This is a genomic window from Pseudomonas sp. AS2.8, assembly GCF_014190935.1.
GTDB lineage: Bacteria > Pseudomonadota > Gammaproteobacteria > Pseudomonadales > Pseudomonadaceae > Chryseomonas.
Genome location: NZ_JACHVV010000001.1, coordinates 43,392 through 59,646 on the forward strand (window position 1 = coordinate 43,392; position 16,255 = coordinate 59,646).

The 16,255-nt window shown below is 67.6% G+C and carries 12 protein-coding genes, 1 other RNA gene and 1 pseudogene; 5 read left to right on the forward strand and 9 right to left on the reverse strand.

The genetic code is table 11. The features are described 5' to 3' along the window. Positions 1-65 precede the first annotated feature (65 nt). A complete protein-coding gene (locus FHR73_RS00195) occupies positions 66-989 on the forward strand; it encodes an SdiA-regulated domain-containing protein (RefSeq protein WP_183628583.1) in 924 nt (307 codons plus the stop codon). On the opposite strand, the gene FHR73_RS00200 is transcribed toward FHR73_RS00195, so the two are convergent. The 3 genes from FHR73_RS00200 to FHR73_RS00210 form a co-directional block, all read right to left on the reverse strand. Then, the gene (locus FHR73_RS00200) at positions 990-1,514 is read right to left on the reverse strand and encodes an ankyrin repeat domain-containing protein (protein ID WP_183628585.1); all 525 of its coding nucleotides are present in this window, start codon (positions 1,512-1,514) and stop codon (positions 990-992) included. It abuts the gene before it with no gap. A 124-nt stretch (positions 1,515-1,638) separates the two neighbouring features. After that, a non-coding RNA gene (locus tag FHR73_RS00205) (sX9 sRNA) lies at positions 1,639-1,713 on the reverse strand. A gap of 61 nt (positions 1,714-1,774) precedes the next feature. After that, positions 1,775-2,866, reverse strand: coding sequence for a lipase (locus tag FHR73_RS00210; protein ID WP_183628587.1), 1,092 nt, complete (start codon positions 2,864-2,866; stop codon positions 1,775-1,777). 276 nt (positions 2,867-3,142) lie between these two features. Between FHR73_RS00210 and selA the strand changes: the two genes are divergently transcribed. Next, on the forward strand, positions 3,143-4,552 hold the full coding sequence (gene selA / locus FHR73_RS00215) for an L-seryl-tRNA(Sec) selenium transferase (RefSeq protein WP_183628589.1): 1,410 nt from the start codon (positions 3,143-3,145) through the stop codon (positions 4,550-4,552). Here selA and phnE read toward each other — a convergent pair. The 5 genes and pseudogenes from phnE to FHR73_RS00235 all read right to left on the reverse strand — a co-directional run bounded on the left by phnE (position 4,549) and on the right by FHR73_RS00235 (position 9,925). Next, positions 4,549-5,280, reverse strand: a complete 732-nt coding sequence (gene phnE / locus FHR73_RS22450) for a phosphonate ABC transporter, permease protein PhnE (protein WP_260175617.1) — start codon at positions 5,278-5,280, stop codon at positions 4,549-4,551. The two genes, selA and phnE, sit on opposite strands and share 4 nt — an antisense overlap. A gap of 51 nt (positions 5,281-5,331) precedes the next feature. Further along, a pseudogene (locus FHR73_RS22455) lies at positions 5,332-6,144 on the reverse strand (PhnE/PtxC family ABC transporter permease); the annotation flags it as partial. After that, entirely contained in the window at positions 6,138-6,953 is an 816-nt protein-coding gene (locus FHR73_RS00225) for an ATP-binding cassette domain-containing protein (RefSeq protein WP_183628593.1), read from the reverse strand. The gene FHR73_RS00225 and the pseudogene FHR73_RS22455, both read right to left, overlap by 7 nt. Continuing rightward, positions 6,950-7,798, reverse strand: coding sequence for a putative selenate ABC transporter substrate-binding protein (locus FHR73_RS00230; RefSeq protein WP_183628595.1), 849 nt, complete (start codon positions 7,796-7,798; stop codon positions 6,950-6,952). Before FHR73_RS00230 ends, FHR73_RS00225 begins: the two co-directional genes overlap by 4 nt. Before the next feature lie 198 nt (positions 7,799-7,996). Then, complete coding sequence (locus FHR73_RS00235) at positions 7,997-9,925, reverse strand: transglycosylase SLT domain-containing protein (protein ID WP_183628597.1); 1,929 nt, start codon at positions 9,923-9,925, stop codon at positions 7,997-7,999. A 220-nt stretch (positions 9,926-10,145) separates the two neighbouring features. Between FHR73_RS00235 and FHR73_RS00240 the strand changes: the two genes are divergently transcribed. After that, positions 10,146-12,062 carry an ATP-binding cassette domain-containing protein gene (locus tag FHR73_RS00240; protein ID WP_183628605.1) on the forward strand — a complete coding sequence of 639 codons (1,917 nt, stop codon included), beginning with the start codon at positions 10,146-10,148 and terminating at the stop codon, positions 12,060-12,062. A gap of 18 nt (positions 12,063-12,080) precedes the next feature. On the opposite strand, the gene FHR73_RS00245 is transcribed toward FHR73_RS00240, so the two are convergent. After that, a complete protein-coding gene (locus tag FHR73_RS00245) occupies positions 12,081-12,521 on the reverse strand; it encodes a universal stress protein (protein WP_183628608.1) in 441 nt (146 codons plus the stop codon). Positions 12,522-12,880: 359 nt separating this feature from the next. On the opposite strand from FHR73_RS00245, the gene fadB reads away from it, so the two are divergent. Together fadB and fadA are read left to right on the forward strand one after the other, a co-directional pair. Beyond that, complete coding sequence (gene fadB, locus FHR73_RS00250) at positions 12,881-15,028, forward strand: fatty acid oxidation complex subunit alpha FadB (RefSeq protein WP_183628610.1); 2,148 nt, start codon at positions 12,881-12,883, stop codon at positions 15,026-15,028. A gap of 15 nt (positions 15,029-15,043) precedes the next feature. Beyond that, a complete protein-coding gene (gene fadA / locus FHR73_RS00255) occupies positions 15,044-16,222 on the forward strand; it encodes an acetyl-CoA C-acyltransferase FadA (protein ID WP_144962241.1) in 1,179 nt (392 codons plus the stop codon). Positions 16,223-16,255: the final 33 nt, after the last annotated feature.

A 16,255-nucleotide genomic window follows, 5' to 3' on the forward strand; every position in this document is an offset into this window, starting at 1 on the left:
CTGTCATACAACCATAAAGACAGCCCCGGATACTCCGCCCCGTACAACAATGACGGGGCAAGGCGATGACGGCGTGGGTACGACGGATCAGGATCGGACGGACCGGCTGGCTGCTGGCCCTGGCGCTGCTGCTGGCTCTGGGGGTGACCCAGGGCCTGCGCAGCAGCCATCTGGACAGCCAGTTGCTGTTCTGGCTCGGCCAGCAGTGGCAGAGCGAACCCCGAACCTCGCTGGAACTGGGTCGCTACCGGGTGGCGGTGGAAGCCAAGCCGGTGGCCGGCGTCACCGAGAATCTGTCCGACCTTAGCTATGACCCGCAGCGGGATCGGCTCTGGGCGGTGGTCAACAATCCGCCGGAGTTGCTGGCCCTGAGCCGTGACGGCGAGCTGCTGCAACGCCATCGCCTGGAAGGCTTCGACGACGTCGAAGGCGTGACCTATCTGGGCAACGACCGCCTGCTGCTGGCGGAAGAGGGCGCCAACGCCCTGACCCTGGTAGGCATCCCCGAAGGCGACGACGTGCTCCGGCGCAAGGACTACCGCAGCCTGACCCTGGATCTCTTCCCCCGCGCCAACCAGGGCTTCGAAGGCCTGGACTACGACGCCGCCCGCGATCGCCTGTTCGTGGTCAAGGAGCACTCGCCGCGCAAGCTCTATGAAATCCGTGGCCTGCTCAGGAGCTTCGACGGCGACTTCGCCCTGCGCATCATCGATCGCCAGGCCTGGCTGGACCAGGCGCCCAGCACCGGTGACCTGTCCGCGGTCCATGTCGATCGCCGCACCGGCCACCTGCTGCTGCTCAGCGACGAGTCGCGGGTACTGATCGAACTCGACGACCAGGGCCATACCCTGGATACCCGTTCCCTGGTGGCGCCCTTCGGCGGCCTGTCACGGCGGATCCGCCAGCCCGAAGGCGTTACCCTGGATACCACCGGCAACCTCTATGTGGTCAGCGAGCCCAATCTGTTCTATCGCTACCAGAAGCGCTGATCAGACGCCGCCCAGTCGCTCCAGCACGGCGGGGGTGTCCTGGGCGCCCATGGCGCGGGCCACGCTCAGCGCCGTGTTGCCGGCGGCGTCCCGAGCCTTGGGATCGGCGCCGCGGGCGACCAGCAATTCCACCATCTGCACATGATTGAACATGGCCGCCATCATTAGCGCGGTCTTGCCGTCGGGCATGGCGCCCTCCACGGCGGCGCCGTGCTCCAGCAGCAGCTCGGCCATCGGCAGGTTGTTCTTGAAGGCCGCGCCGGCCAGGGGGGACTGGCCCATGTCGTTGGCCAGATTCGGATCGGCCCGGTGCTCCAGCAGGACACGACTGGCGTCCAGGTGACCGTGGTAGCTGGCCAGCATCAGCAGGCCGTCGCCCTTGTGGTTGCGCAGATTGGGCGTCAGCCCCTTTTCCAGCACCAGAGCCAGCACCTCGGCATTGCCAGTGCGCGCGAGGTTGAACACCTCGGTGGCGAATTCCTGGGCTTCTTCATCGGTCATGCGCTGGGGACCGTCTGCGGTCATGGGGTTCTCCTGAGCTAAAGGCGGGCGGGACCCTCAGGGTCCCGGACGATAGGAGGGCAGACCCGAACGGCAGGGGGGAGTTCTCTCGCGCAGGTGAAAGAAGACTGCCGCAAAGGCGTGAGTCGGTTATAAAACGTCGCGAGCGGTTGTCAGACAGGTGTGTGCGGCGCGCAGGGACAGGAGTGTACGAGTAGTACATGAGGATTCCGAGCACCGCACGTGCCTGTATGGCGGACGCGCAGTAGTTTTATAAGCGGGTCTCAGCCGAAGGTCGCGTGGGTCTCGGCATAGGCCTGCAATTCCGCCACGCTGTAGTTGCCGACCATCAGCACCGGGCCATGGGCCGTGCCGATCTGCGCCGGCAGGGTGTCGAGAAAGCCACCGGTAGGGGTTACCCCGAGGTTGGTGTATTCGGCGGCCGGCAGGTGGAATTCGGCGATCAGGCGCGCCGCTTCGGCGATCCCGGCGGCCACGCTGAGTGGATGCAGGGCCGCCCCCAGTGGATTGACCTGGCCGCCGTTGTCGCCGTTGAACAGCTGACCGACCTTGGCCGCCGCCTGGGTCAGGTCGTGCTGGTCGGCCTGGGCACCGATCAGGAACAGCGAGCCATAGTGCGGCAGGCTGCCGCCACCCTCGGCCTGGCTGACGAAGCTGGGCGCGAAGGGCTGCTCGCCGCGGATGTCGGAGCTGTAGTTGGCCACCGGATCGCCGAGGGTGACCACATTGACGAAATTGCCCCCGTGACCGACCGCCTGAGCATCGCGGGGAATGCCCGAGGCCTCGAAGCTGATGCCGCCGAGACCGGTCTGCTGGGCGACGTATGCCGCCGAGATGCCACCCAGGGAGTGGCCGGTGACGAAGATGTCCTGGGTGCCATAGCCCTGCTTGGCCGCCGCCTCGATCACCTGGTGGGCGAAGTCCAGCGACTGCCGCTGGGCGCTGGAGACCTGCTGGCCGAGGATCTGCAGATCGCTCAGCAGGCCACCGGCGGTGGACAGGGGGTCGATCAGCAGATTCTCGCCTCGAGTGGTGCCGGCATAGGTGATGAGCACCTGGTTCTCGGCGGTGATCCAGGTATGGGCCGTGGCGCCGTTGAGCGAGTTGTGCAGCGTCAGCTGATGGCCATCGACCAGCAACGGCCGCATGCCGTCGGGCGTGCCACCCAGTACGTACTCGCTGATGGCGCCGTTGAGGAATTCGCTGACGGTAGGGGTGCTGGCCGGGCTGGTCTGCGCCAGCGGCGTGGCTGCGGCGCTCTTCAGCGTGTGCAGGTAGGTGAAGTTGCCGAGGCTGACGATGTCGCTGTTGTCGAGCAGGCCATCGCTGGCCCAGAGGGAGGATTTCTTGGACATGACGGCACCCTTGTTATTGTCGTGAGGTGGACGTGGTGGCCAGGGCTCTCCACGCCAGGACCGTGGCAGGTGCCTGGGAAGAGCCCGCGAAACCATCCTAGGACGGGCTCTGGCACGCGGCAAACCGGGAACCCGGGGGTCATTTCCGGACGCCCCGGGTCCGGGGTCGGGCCGCTCCCTTCCCGTGCGGGCCAGCCTGGGAACAGTCCGGCGCCCCTGGTCGACCCGCCGCGGGTTCGGGCTACACTGGGGGTCGACTCGACCCAAGAGGCTCCCATGACCGCCATTCGCCTGCCGTCCATCGACCGCCTGCTGCGCCATCCCGCTTCGCGTCCGCTGGAGGAGCGTCATGGTCGCGAGCAGGTCCTTGGCGGCTATCGCTCGCTGCTGGACGATCTGCGCGAGGCCCTGAGGGCCGGCACCCTGACCGCCGTGGAGGTGGAGGAGGGCGTGCTGGCCGGTCGCCTGGGCGAGCGGCTTGCGTTGCACAGCCAGCCGCGGGTGCGGCGGGTGTTCAACCTCACCGGCACGGTGCTGCACACCAACCTGGGGCGGGCGCTGCTGGCGGAAGAGGCGATCGCCGCGGTAGCCGAGGCCGCGCGTCAGCCGATGAATCTGGAGTTCGACCTGGCCACCGGCAAGCGCGGCGATCGCGACGACCTGGTCGCCGACCTGGTGCGCGAACTCACCGGCGCCGAGGCGGTGACGGTGGTCAACAACAACGCCGCGGCGGTCCTGCTGGCGCTGCATGCCATAGGTGCACGCAAGGAAGGGGTGCTGTCCCGCGGTGAGCTGATCGAGATCGGCGGTGCCTTCCGCATTCCCGACATCATGGCCCGCGCCGGGGTCAAGCTGGTGGAGGTGGGCACCACCAATCGCACCCATGCCCGCGATTACGAAGCCGCCATCGGCCCGCGCACCGCGCTGCTGATGCGGGTGCACACCAGCAACTACAGCGTCCAGGGCTTTACCGCCAGCGTGGCCACGACGGAATTGGCCGCCATCGCCCGCGCCCACGACGTGCCGCTGCTGGAAGACCTGGGCAGCGGTACCCTGGTGGATCTGACCCGCTGGGGGCTGCCCGCCGAACCCACGGTGCAGCAGGCCCTGCGCGATGGCGCGGACCTGGTGACCTTCAGTGGCGACAAGCTGCTCGGCGGACCCCAGTGCGGCCTTATCGTCGGTCGCCGCGACCTCATCGAGCGCATCAAGAAGAATCCACTCAAGCGAGCGCTGCGGGTCGACAAGCTGACCCTGGCCGCCCTGGAGGCGACCCTGGCGCTCTATCGCGATCCGGATCGGCTGGCCGAGCGATTGCCCAGCCTGCGCCTGCTGTCGCGCCCGGCCGAGGCCATCACCACCCAGGCCGAGCGGCTGCTGCCAGCCTTCGCTGCCGTGCTGGGCGCGACCTATGCGGTCAGCGTGGAGCCGGCGCTGGGCATGATCGGCAGTGGCGCCCAGCCGGTGGCACGCCTGCCCGGGGCGGCGCTGTGCTGTCGTCCCCAGGTCAGCAAGCGCCTGCGCGGGCGTGCCTTGCGGCAACTGGAAGAGGGCCTGCGCCAGCTACCCATTCCGGTGGTGGGGCGCATCGACGCCGATGCGCTCTGGCTGGACCTGCGCCAACTCGACGACGAAGCGACCTTTCTCGCGCAACTACCCGCGCTGCTGCTACCGGAGATTCGCTAGCGAACGACCCAGCGCTGCCGGGCCCAGTTGCTCAGCAGATCCACGCCCAGCACCAGCACCAGCATGCCGAGGATCACGGTGGCGGCCTGGGCCTGCTGGAACAGGCTCAGGCTGAAGTACAGCTGCTGCCCCAGGCCGCCGGCGCCGACGAAGCCGAGGATGCTGGCCATGCGGATGTTGTTTTCCCAGCGATAGAGCAGGTAGGCCAGCAACTGCGGCCAGACCGCCGGCAGGGTGCCGTAGAGAAAGGCCGTCAGCGCGCCACCGCCCGCCAGGCGAATGGCCTCGGCGGGCGCCTTGGGGGTGTTTTCCAGGGCTTCGGCGAACAGCCGGCCGAGTACCCCGGCGGTGTGCAGGGCCAGGGCCAGGGTCCCGGCGTTGGGTCCCAGGCCGGCGGCCAGCACCATCAACGCCGCCCACACCAGTTCCGGCACGGCGCGCAAGGCATTGAGCAACAGCCGCGCCAGCGCCAGGGCGCCCAGGCCAAGGCGACCGGCCGCCGGCAGCGCCAGCAGGATGCCGAGCAGCCCGGCGAGCAGGGTGCCCAGGGCCGACATGGCAAGGGTTTCCACAGCACCGTGGGCCACGGCCGACAGCTGGGCGAGGGAAAAATCCGGCTGGAGAAAATCGGCCAGGAAGCTGCCCATCTGCGCCAGGGCGCGAGCGCTCAGCAATTCGCCGAAGGCGGTGCCCAGGTAGCTGGCGGACGCCATCAGGGCGGCGCCCATGGCCAGCACCGTCAGCGCGCCGCGGCCCCGGCCCTGACCGCGCTCCACCTGGCGCAGCAGGCGACTGAGCACATCGGCCAGGAGCACCAGCACCAGGAAGGTCAGCAGCAGGCTGGCCACCTCGCCACCGGCGAACATGCGCAGCGACAGATCGACCTGCTGGCCGAGACCGCCGGCGCCGACGAAGCCCATCACCACCGAGGCGCGGATGGCGCACTCCCAGCGGTAGACGCTGTAGGAAATCATCTCGCCCGCGGCATTGGGCAGCACGCCATAGACGAAGGCCTGCAGGCGACCGGCGCCCTGCAGCAGCAGGGCCCGCGCCGGGCGGGGATCGACCGATTCGAAGATCTCCGCATAGACCTTGCCCAGCATGCCGCCGTAGGTGATGGCGATGGCCAGCACCCCGGCGGTGGGGCCCAGGCCCACGGCGCGGACGAACAGCAGCGCCCAGACGATCTCCGGCACGCTGCGCAAGACGATCAGCACCCCGCGGACCAGCCCGCGGAGCAGGCGCGGCAGGCGGCCTGGACGTCCGCCGCGGGACAGGGCGGAGATCGACAGCACACGGGTGGCGAGCAGGGCGGCGGGCAGGGCGATCAGCGCGGCCAGAGCCATGCCCAGGGTGGCGATGGCCAGGGTTTCCAGCGTGGCACGCCCGAGCACGGCGAGAAAGTCGGCGTCATGGGCGGGCGGCCAGAAGCCGGCGAGAAAGTTGCCCATGGTGCGGGCGTTGTCGCCGGTGAAGAGACCCGGCAGATCGAATTCCGCCAGGCGCAGCATCGGCCAGGCCAGCAGCAGGGCCAGCAGGGTGAGCAGCAGACGAGGCCGGGCGGCCGGGTCCTGGCGAGGCGAGGTCAGCATCGCGGCAGGTCGAGCGGCGTCTCGGCCGGGACTGGGGCCGGAGCGGCGGGCGGCAGGGTGGTGCTCAAGCCCTCGTTGGCATAGAGCGCGGCAAGATCGGCCGGGGTGACGGCGCTGGCGGGCTTGTCCCACAGGAGCCGACCGGCACGCAGACCGAGGATGCGCGGAAAGCGCTGCAACGCCAGTTCGACGTTGTGCAGGCTGGTGACCAGGGTGGTGCCCTGGCGCGCCGCGGCGTCGCTCAGCACCTCCAGGGTATGGGCGGCCAGCACCGGGTCCATGGCCGACACGGGTTCGTCGGCGAGCAGCAGCTGCGGCTGCTGGTAGAGCGCCCGGGCGATGCCGATGCGCTGCAACTGGCCACCGGACAGCTGATCGCAGGAGGAATAGAGCCGATCGGCGAGATCCAGCGGTGCCAGGGCCGCCGCAGCGCCGGCGCGGTCCAGCGGATGCACCAGGCTGACCAGGCTGCGCGCCAGCGACCACTGGCCGAGACGTCCGGCCAGCACCGCGGTGATGACGCGCTGGCGCGCCGGCAAGGGCGGCGCCTGGTGGATGAGGCCGATACGGGCGCGCAATTGGCGCCGCGCCCGGTTGCCCAGGCTCCAGGGCTGCTGGCCGAGTAGCTCCAGCTCACCCGCGACCGGTCGCAGCCCGGTGGCCAGCAGGCGCAACAGGCTGGTCTTGCCCGCCCCGGACGGGCCGATCAGCGCGACCTGCTCACCCTGTTGCAGGCTGAGGTCGAGATCGGCCAGGGCGGGCGAGCCGTCGGCGTGTACCAGCGTCACGCCCCTGAGGGCGAGACTCACTTGAGCAGGCCGGCTGCCAGGGCGGAAGCCTCGATGCTCTTGTAGTTGTCCGGCGAGGTCGGCACGAAGCGGCTGGCCGCCTGCAGGTCGAGGATCGCCTTGTCGGCCGGCTTGGCCGGATCCAGGTCGAGGAAGGCCTGCTTGATCTTGGCCGCCAGTTGAGGATCCAGATTGCCGCGCACCGTCCAGTTGTAGTCGTAGTAGGTCGGGGTGGTGGAGATGACCCGGACCTTGCTGGTATCGACCTTGCCGGCGTCGACCAGCTTCTTCCACACCGAGGCGTTGAGCACGCCGGCATCGGCCTTGCCCGCGGCGACCCAGGCGACGGTGGCGTCATGGGCGCCCGAGTAGGCCACCCGCGAGAAGAACTGCTCGGGGACGATGCCTTCCTGCTGCATGAAGTAGCGCGGCATCAGGCTGCCCGAGGTGGAAGAGACCGAACCGAAGGCGAAGGTCTTGCCCTTGAGGTCCTGCAGGGTCTTCACGGCCGGGTCGGCGGTGATGAATTTGCTGGTGAATTTCTGATCTTCTTCGCGCTGCACCAGGGGGGTCATCGGCGCCTTGCGCTGCGCCTGGACGAAGGTGAAACCGCCGAACCAGGCCAGGTCCAGGCGATCCGAGGCCATGGCTTCCACCACCCCGGCATAGTCGGACACCGGGACGAATTTCACCGGCATGCCCAGACGCTGCTCCAGGTATTCACCCAGCGGCTTGAACTTGCGGATCAGCTCGGTGGGCGCCTCGTCGGGAATGGCCGAGACGCGCAGTTCGTCGGCGGCGTGGGAGAGCAGGGAAGTCAGGGACAGGGCCAGGCCTGCTGCCAGGGCCAGCGAACGCTTGAGCATGGGTTTCTCCGGTTCAATAGCGGAAAAAAAGGGGCTGCAGTATAGGGGGTGGCGCTGTTTTGCGCAGCCGTCACGGGGCCGAAGGCCTTGCAGGATGCCGCTGTGGAATGACGCGACGGCTCTGGGCAGCGGTTATGCAGCGAACCCGACCCGGCGTGCGAGTCCGCTGCGGTGGTATCAGGGCGGGCCGCCGAGCGCTCAGGTCTCGTCGAAGAAGCGCTCGTTCCAGTCCACCAGGGGCTGCGGCGCATTGAGCTTCTGCCCGTAGATCACCGCGTAGGCCAGCACGTTCTGCACGTACTGGCGCGTCTCGTCGAAGGGAATGGTCTCCACCCAGACGTCGAAAGCCAGGTGGCGAGCGCCCGTCAGCCAGCGCTTCACCCGCCCCGGGCCGGCGTTGTAGGCCGCCGAGGCCAGCACCCGGTTGCCATTGAACTGGGCATGGACCATGGACAGATAGGCGGTCCCCAGCTGGATGTTCTTTTCCGGGGTCAGCGCCTGCTGCGGCGAGGCCAGGGGAATGGCGAACTTGCTGGCGGTATGACTGGCGGTGGCCGGCATCAGCTGCATCAGGCCCATGGCGCCCACCCCGGAGCGTGCATCGGCCATGAAGCCGCTTTCCTGGCGGGTGATGGCGAACACCCAGCTGCTGTGCAGACCGCGGGTCTGGGCCTCGCGCACGAAGCTTTCGCGATAGGCAATGGGGAAACGGATGTCCAGGTCGTCCCAGTACTTGGCCAGGCTGATGGTGCGGATCGCCGGGAAGTACCACTGCATGTCATAGGCCATGCGCGCCTGGGCCACCAGTTCGTCACGGTTGAAGTGGCGGCTGACATAGAACCACTCGCGGCGGGCGTTGATCGGCTCGCCGCGGGCGATGAATTCCAGGGCCCGCTGCACGCCGGGGGTGTTGCGCACCTTGCGCTTGAGGGCGTCGCTGAGCATCAGCGGCTTGTTGTTGAGCTGATAGGGCGCCTTGCTGCGGTCGGCGGCGAGGAAGCCATAGTAGTCACGCTCGCGACTCACCTCGGCGTATTCGCGCAGCACCGCCGGACTCTGCGGCTGCATCAGCTCCAGGGTGCGGGCGCGCCAGTATTCCCAGCGATTGGCCTTGGCCAGGCTCGGCGGAAAGCGTTCGATCAGGGCGTGGGCATCGCTCCAGCGACCCAGCCGCAGCAGCAGGCGGGCACGCCATTCGCTGACGTCGTCGTCCCGCAACTCGGGGTCATAGCGCTCCATCAGCGGCAGGGCGCGCGGATCGAAGTTCTTCGCCAGGGTCAGGCCGATCTGGCGGGCGATGGCGACCTTTTCATCGCGGGTGAAGGGCATGCGCTGGCTGTAGACCTCGAGCAGGCTCATGGCCTGTTCCGGGTCCTGGCGCGCCAGCTTGCGCAGACCCAGGCCGACCACGTCGGCGAGGCTTTCGCTGGCCGGGGCGAAGGCCTGGACATTGGCGATCTGCTGCGGCTTCTGGGCTACGTCGATCAGCCGCTGGGCCTGGCCGGACAACGTGGGTAGCTGGGCGGACAGGGTACGCACCAGGCCGTATTCACCCTTGTCGGCGGCCAGCTTGGCGCGCTCCCAGACCCGCTCCTCGGTGAGCTGGCCACGCGCCGCCCAGGCCTGGAACAGGCCATCGCAGGTGGTCGGCTGGGCCTTGCCCACCAGCCAGTACTTTTCCGCCAGCTTGAAGCCCTCGCTGGCGTTGCCCTGGGCGATCAGGTACTGGCCGTGCAGGCAGTCCAGTTCGGTGAAGTTGAAGTCCGGCGAATAGTATTTCTCGAAGCGACTCCAGTCGCCGCGATCGGCCAGGCTGCGCATCCAGCGCAGGCGCAGCCAGTTGGATTGCGGCAGATCGCCGTGCTCGGCGAGAAAACTCTCGATCTCGGCATCGCTGGCCCCAGGGACGCGCTTGATCAGCTCGTCGTAGGCCAGGTAGGGCTCCAGCGGATAGGTCCGCAAGTCGCCGCGACTGGCCAGGTAGACGCTGGCATCGCCGCGGTCCAGCGCCACCTTGGCCTGGTCGTAGAGTTGCCGCTGCTGCTCCAGGGGAGCGGCTTGCGAGGTGGTGGAGCCGATCAGGGGAGCGAGGAGCAGGGGCAGGATGACGAACAGGCGACCGCGCATGGGAATTCCGTAAAAGCTGGATGCGGAGGGGGCGGCGCGCCAGGCTCAGGGCAGGCGGCCGACCGTCACGGGGCAGTCTAGCTTACGTGCCGGCGCCAGGTGGCGAAAGCGTCGGCCATGGCCTGCCGTCGGGCGGTCCGGGCGTTTCGCCGGCTCGTGCAGATCGGCGCCAGGGCAGGCGTCTCTGCTAGACTGGATGGCCTTTTTCGCGGAGAAACCCATGGCGCTGCTCAAGTTCACCAACGTATCCCTGGCCTTTGGCGTCACCCCCTTGCTGGACGGGGTGTCCTGGCAGATCGAGCGGGGCGAGCGGGTATGCATCATCGGCCGCAACGGCACCGGCAAATCCAGCCTGCTGCGCATCGTCAAGGGCGAGCAGCAGGCCGACGACGGCGAGGTCTGGCGCGCTCCGGCGATCAAGATCGGCGAATTGCCGCAGGAATTGCCACGGGCCGACGACCGCTCGGTATTCGACGTGGTGGCCGCGGGCCTGGCCGGTGTCGGCGAGTTGCTCGCCGAGTACCACCACCTGACCCAGGACACCAGCGGCGAACTGGACATGGAGCGGCTCATGCACGTCCAGCAGGAGCTCGAGGCCCGCGATGGCTGGCGCCTGCAGCAATTGGTGGACAGCACCCTGAGCCGGCTGCAGCTGCCGGCCGAAAAGACCCTCGCCGAACTGTCCGGCGGCTGGCGGCGGCGCGTGCTGCTGGCCCAGGCGCTGGTGGCCGAGCCGGATCTGCTGCTGCTCGACGAACCCACCAACCACCTGGACATCGGTGCCATCGCTTGGCTGGAAGACGCCCTGCGCGGCTATCCGGGCGCCGTGCTGTTCATCACCCACGACCGTGCCTTCCTCCAGGCCCTGGCCACCCGCATCCTCGAACTGGATCGCGGCAACCTGATCGACTGGCAGGGCGACTACGCCAGCTTCCTAGTGCACAAGGAGCAGCAGCTGGCGGCGGAAGAGACCGCCAACGCTCTGTTCGACAAGCGCCTGGCCCAGGAAGAGGTATGGATCCGCCAGGGCATCAAGGCCCGCCGTACCCGCAACGAAGGCCGTGTCCGCGCCCTCAAGGCCATGCGCAACGAGCGCAGCGAGCGCCGTGAGCGCCAGGGCAAGGCCAACCTCCTGCTGGAGACGGCCGACAAGTCCGGCAAGCAGGTCATCCTCGCCGAGCACATGAGCTATGCCCATCCCGGTGGCGAACCGCTGATCCGCGACCTGACCCTGCTGATCCAGCGCGGCGATCGCATCGGCCTGCTCGGCCCCAACGGTTCCGGCAAGACCACCCTGCTCAAGCTGCTGCTGGGCGACCTGCAGCCGACCACCGGCAAGATCCAGTACGGCACCAAGCTGGAAATCGCCTATTTCGACCAGTTGCGTCTGCAGCTGGAGCCGGAAAAGACGGTGATCGATAACCTTGCCGAGGGTCGTGAATTCATCACCATCAACGGCCAGGATCGCCACGTGCTGAGCTACCTGGGCGACTTCCTATTCAGCCCCCAGCGTGCCCGCACGCCGGTCAAGGCGCTGTCCGGTGGCGAGCGCGCGCGCCTGCTGCTGGCCAAGCTGTTCAGCAAGCCGGCCAACCTGCTGGTGCTGGACGAACCCACCAACGACCTCGACGTCGAAACCCTGGAGCTGCTCGAAGAGGTGCTGCTGAGTTTCGAGGGCACGGTGCTGATGGTCAGCCACGACCGGGCCTTCCTCGACAACGTGGTGACCAGCACCCTGGTGTTCGAAGGGGAAGGGCGGGTCCGGGAATACGTCGGTGGCTACCAGGACTGGCTGCGCCAGGGCGGCTCGCCGCGGCTGTTGGGCGTGCAGACCCGCGAGGACAGCAAGCCGGCGCCCGCCGCTGCCAAGGCCGAGCCCGCACCCGCAGCGGCCCCGGTGGCCGCTGCAGCCGCACCGGCCAGGCGCAAGCTCAGCTACAAGGAGCAGCGTGAGCTGGACGCCCTGCCGGGCGCCATTGAAACCGCGGAAATCGAACTGGAAGCCCTGCAGACTGCCATTGCCGATCCCGGCTTCTATCAGCTACCGGGCGAAGTCACCCAGGCCAAGCTCGCCCGCATGGACGCGCTGCAGGCCGAGCTGGATCGCCTTATCGAGCGCTGGGCCGAACTGGAGTAATCCAGCCCGGCCATGGGATCACGCCTTGTCTTTCTTCAGGGCCACCGCCAGGGTATCGCAGGGCGCGCCGTGCAACAGGTCGTTGGACGTCGAGCCCAGCAGCAGCGCCAGGCCGTGACGACCATGGCTGCCGACCACGATCAGGTCGCAGCCCTGCTCCTTGGCCATGCGGTGGATCTCCTGACGCGGCTGCCCATAGGCCAGCACGCAGTTGCCGGCCAGCTCGGCGTACTGGGTGGTGAAGCCATCCAGTCGCTCGCGGGCCTGCTCGATCTGCTGCTGCTGCAGCGACGACAGATCCATGGGCACGTCACCGCCAAAGGCCATGGCCATGGGCTCGACCACGTGCACCAGCGACACCTTGCTGCCACAGCATTGACCCATGGCCACGGCGCGACGGATCACCGGCTGGCAATCTTCGGTCAGGTCGACGGCAACCAATATGTGTTGGTAGGCCATACACAACTCTCCTTCATGATGGGGCGCCAGACCGTACCGTGGCTGGCGCTCGATTCGCAGGCTCTAGCCCACTTGTAGTTTCGACTCCAGGAGTCGGGGATAGCTCCACGGCTATCTTGCACAGAAGCGCGCCAAGCTCAAGCGCCCACCCCATATACCCCGGTCGCGCTTTCCCCGTGCGTCCCAATTGACAAGCGCCCGCTTTTGCCAGAAGGTTGTGCGAGCCGTTCAAACGGTTGTATGAATTTTCGCCCCGGCCCGGCCGGTGCCCTCCACAGAACAATATCGGGGCTGGCGATTCTCGGCTTCCACTCAAGCCGCCGCCCGCTTCGCGACCAGGACTCAAGGGAGACCCGCTGATGATTTTCGAAGGCAAAGCCCTTTCGGTGCGCGACGTGGAGGACGGCATCGCCGAACTTCGCTTCGACCTCCAAGGCGAATCGGTCAACAAGTTCAGCGCCATCACCCTGCGCGAATTCCGCCAGGCCGTGGATGCCCTGAAAGCCCACGCCGGCCTGCGCGGCGTCATCGTCACCAGCGGCAAGGACGTCTTCATCGTCGGCGCCGACATCACCGAATTCGTCGAGATGTTCGGCCGGCCGACCGAAGAGCTGCAGGCCGGCATCGCCGAGATCAACCGCATCTTCAACGACTTCGAAGACCTGCCGGTGCCCACCGTGGCCGCCGTGGGCGGCATCGCTCTGGGTGGCGGTTGCGAGATGACCCTGGCCGCCGACTACCGGGTGCTGAGCACCGCGGCGCGCATCGGCCTGCCGGAAGTCAAGCTGGGCATCTATCCGGGCTGGGGTGGCACCGTCCGCCTGCCGCGCCTGATCGGCAGCGACAACGCCATCGAGTGGATCGCTTCCGGCAAGGAAAACGACGCCGCCACCGCCCTCAAAGTCGGCGTGGCCGATGCCGTGGTCGCCCCCGAGCACCTGTTCGACGCCGCCCTGGACCTGGTCCGCCGCGCCGCCGCCGGCGAGCTGGACTACCGCGCCAAGCGCAAGCCCAAACTGGAAAAGCTGCAGCTCAATGCCATCGAAGCCATGATGGCCTTCGAATCGGCCAAGGGCTTCGTCGCGAGCCAGGCCGGTCCGCACTATCCGGCACCGTTGGAGGCCATCAAGGCCATCCAGAAGTCCGCCAACTACGGCCGCGACAAGGCCCTGGAAGTCGAAGGCGCCGGTTTCGCCAAGATGGCCCAGACCTCGGTCTCCGCCAGCCTGGTCGGCCTGTTCCTCAATGACCAGGCGCTCAAGCGCAAGGCCAAGGTACTAGAAAAGCAGGCCGCGCCGGTCAAGCTGACCAGCGTGCTGGGCGCCGGCATCATGGGTGGCGGCATCGCCTACCAGTCCGCGCTCAAGGGCACCTCGATCCTGATGAAGGACATTCGCGACGAAGCCCTGGAGCTGGGGCTGAGCGAAGCCAGCAAGTTGCTCAACAAGCGCGTCGAGAAGGGCCGCCTGGAGCCGGCGAAGATGGCCGAGGCGCTCAATCGCATCCGTCCAACGCTGTCCTATGGCGACTTCAAGAGCGTCGACCTGGTGGTCGAGGCCGTGGTCGAGAATCCCAAGGTCAAGCAGGCCGTGCTGGCGGAAGTGGAGGGGCAGGTGCGCGAGGACGCCATCCTCACCTCCAACACCTCCACCATTTCCATCAGCCTGCTGGCCCAGGCGCTCAAGCGTCCGGAAAACTTCTGCGGCATGCACTTCTTCAACCCGGTGCACATGATGCCCCTGGTCGAGGTGATCCGCGGCGAGAAGACCAGCGAGAGGGCCATCGCCACCACCGTGGCCTATGCCCGCCAGATGGGCAAGAACCCCATCGTGGTCAACGACTGCCCTGGCTTCCTGGTCAACCGCATCCTCTTCCCGTACTTCGGCGGCTTCGCCGCGCTGCTGGCCCAGGGCGCCGACTTCCAGCGCGTCGACCGGCTGATGGAGAAGTTCGGCTGGCCCATGGGCCCGGCCTACCTGATGGACGTGGTCGGCATGGACACCGCCCACCACGCCCGCGACGTCATGGCCGAGGGCTTCCCCGAGCGCATGAAGGAAAGCCGCAAGACCGCGGTGGACGCCCTCTACGAAGCCCAGCGCTTCGGCCAGAAGAACGGCAAGGGCTTCTATGTCTACGAGACCGACAAGAAGGGCAAGCCGAAGAAGGTCGCCGACCCGGCCGTGGCCGAAGTGCTGGCACCGGTCACCTACGAGCAGCGTGAATTCACCGACGAGGAAATCGTCGAGCGGATGATGGTGCCGCTGTGCCTTGAAGCCGTGCGCTGCCTGGAAGACGGCATTGTCGACAGCGCCGCCGAGGCCGACATGGGCCTGATCTACGGCATCGGCTTCCCGCCCTTCCGTGGCGGTGCGCTGCGCTACATCGACAGCCTGGGCGTGGCCGAATTCGTCGCCATGGCCGACAAGTACGCCGACCTCGGGCCGCTGTACCACCCGACCCCCAAACTCCGCGAAATGGCCGCCGCTGGCCAACGCTTCTTCGGTTGAGCCTGGAGTAAAGAAATGAGTCTGAATCCGAGAGACGTCGTCATCGTCGACTTCGCCCGCACGCCCATGGGCCGTTCCAAGGGCGGCATGCACCGCAACACTCGCGCCGAGACCCTGTCCGCGCGGCTGATCGACGCGGTCCTCGACCGCAATCCCCAGGTCAATCCGGCCGAGGTGGAGGACGTGATCTGGGGCTGCGTCAACCAGACCCTGGAGCAGGGCTGGAACATCGCCCGCATGGCCTCGCTGCTGACCCGCATCCCGCACACCAGCGGCGCCCAGACGGTGAGCCGCCTGTGCGGTTCCTCCATGAGTGCCCTGCACACCGCCGCCCAGGCGATCCAGACCGGCAACGGCGACGTCTTCGTCGTCGGCGGAGTGGAGCACATGGGCCACGTCGGCATGATGCATGGCGTCGACCCGAATCCCCAGCTGTCGCTGCACGCCGCCAAGGCCTCCGGCATGATGGGCCTGACCGCCGAGATGCTGGGCAAAATGCACGGCATCACCCGCGAGGCCCAGGACCAGTTCGGCTACCGCTCGCACCAGCTGGCCTGGAAGGCCACCCAGGAAGGCAAGTTCAAGGACGAGATCATTCCCCTGGAAGGTCACGACGAGAACGGCTTCCTCAAGGTCTTCAGCCAGGACGAGACCATCCGTCCGGAAACCACCCTCGAAGGCCTGGCGGCCTTGAAGCCGGCTTTCAATCCCAAGGGCGGTACCGTGACCGCCGGCACCTCGTCGCAGATCACCGACGGTGCTTCCTGCATGCTGGTCATGTCGGCCCAGCGCGCCCAGGACCTCGGCCTGCAGCCGCTGGCCAGGATCCGCGCCATGGCCGTGGCCGGCGTCGATCCGGCGATCATGGGCTACGGCCCGGTGCCGGCGTCGCAGAAGGCGCTCAAGCGCGCCGGCCTGACCATCGCCGACATCGACTTCATCGAGCTCAACGAAGCCTTCGCCGCCCAGGCCCTGCCGGTGCTCAAGGACCTCAAGGTGCTCGACAAGATGGAGGAGAAGGTCAACCTGCATGGGGGCGCCATCGCCCTGGGTCACCCCTTCGGTTGCTCTGGCGCCAGGATTTCAGGCACGCTGTTGAATGTCATGAAACAGAATGACGGCACCTTCGGCCTGGCCACCATGTGCGTGGGGCTCGGCCAGGGCATCACCACGGTGTTCGAACGCCTGCGCTGATCCGCCGCAGCGTGCGTCATCCGACCGGGGCGC

Excerpts from the sequence above, each read along its gene's own strand:
- FHR73_RS00195 (WP_183628583.1), top strand. The coding sequence starts at position 66 with ATGACGGCGTGGGTACGACGGATCAGGATCGGACGGACCGGCTGGCTG.
- FHR73_RS00200 (WP_183628585.1), bottom strand. The coding sequence starts at position 1,514 with ATGACCGCAGACGGTCCCCAGCGCATGACCGATGAAGAAGCCCAGGAA.
- FHR73_RS00210 (WP_183628587.1), bottom strand. The coding sequence starts at position 2,866 with ATGTCCAAGAAATCCTCCCTCTGGGCCAGCGATGGCCTGCTCGACAAC.
- selA (WP_183628589.1), top strand. The coding sequence starts at position 3,143 with ATGACCGCCATTCGCCTGCCGTCCATCGACCGCCTGCTGCGCCATCCC.
- phnE (WP_260175617.1), bottom strand. The coding sequence starts at position 5,280 with ATGGGCGCCGCCCTGATGGCGTCCGCCAGCTACCTGGGCACCGCCTTC.
- FHR73_RS00230 (WP_183628595.1), bottom strand. The coding sequence starts at position 7,798 with ATGCTCAAGCGTTCGCTGGCCCTGGCAGCAGGCCTGGCCCTGTCCCTG.
- FHR73_RS00235 (WP_183628597.1), bottom strand. The coding sequence starts at position 9,925 with ATGCGCGGTCGCCTGTTCGTCATCCTGCCCCTGCTCCTCGCTCCCCTG.
- FHR73_RS00240 (WP_183628605.1), top strand. The coding sequence starts at position 10,146 with ATGGCGCTGCTCAAGTTCACCAACGTATCCCTGGCCTTTGGCGTCACC.
- FHR73_RS00245 (WP_183628608.1), bottom strand. The coding sequence starts at position 12,521 with ATGGCCTACCAACACATATTGGTTGCCGTCGACCTGACCGAAGATTGC.
- fadB (WP_183628610.1), top strand. The coding sequence starts at position 12,881 with ATGATTTTCGAAGGCAAAGCCCTTTCGGTGCGCGACGTGGAGGACGGC.
- fadA (WP_144962241.1), top strand. The coding sequence starts at position 15,044 with ATGAGTCTGAATCCGAGAGACGTCGTCATCGTCGACTTCGCCCGCACG.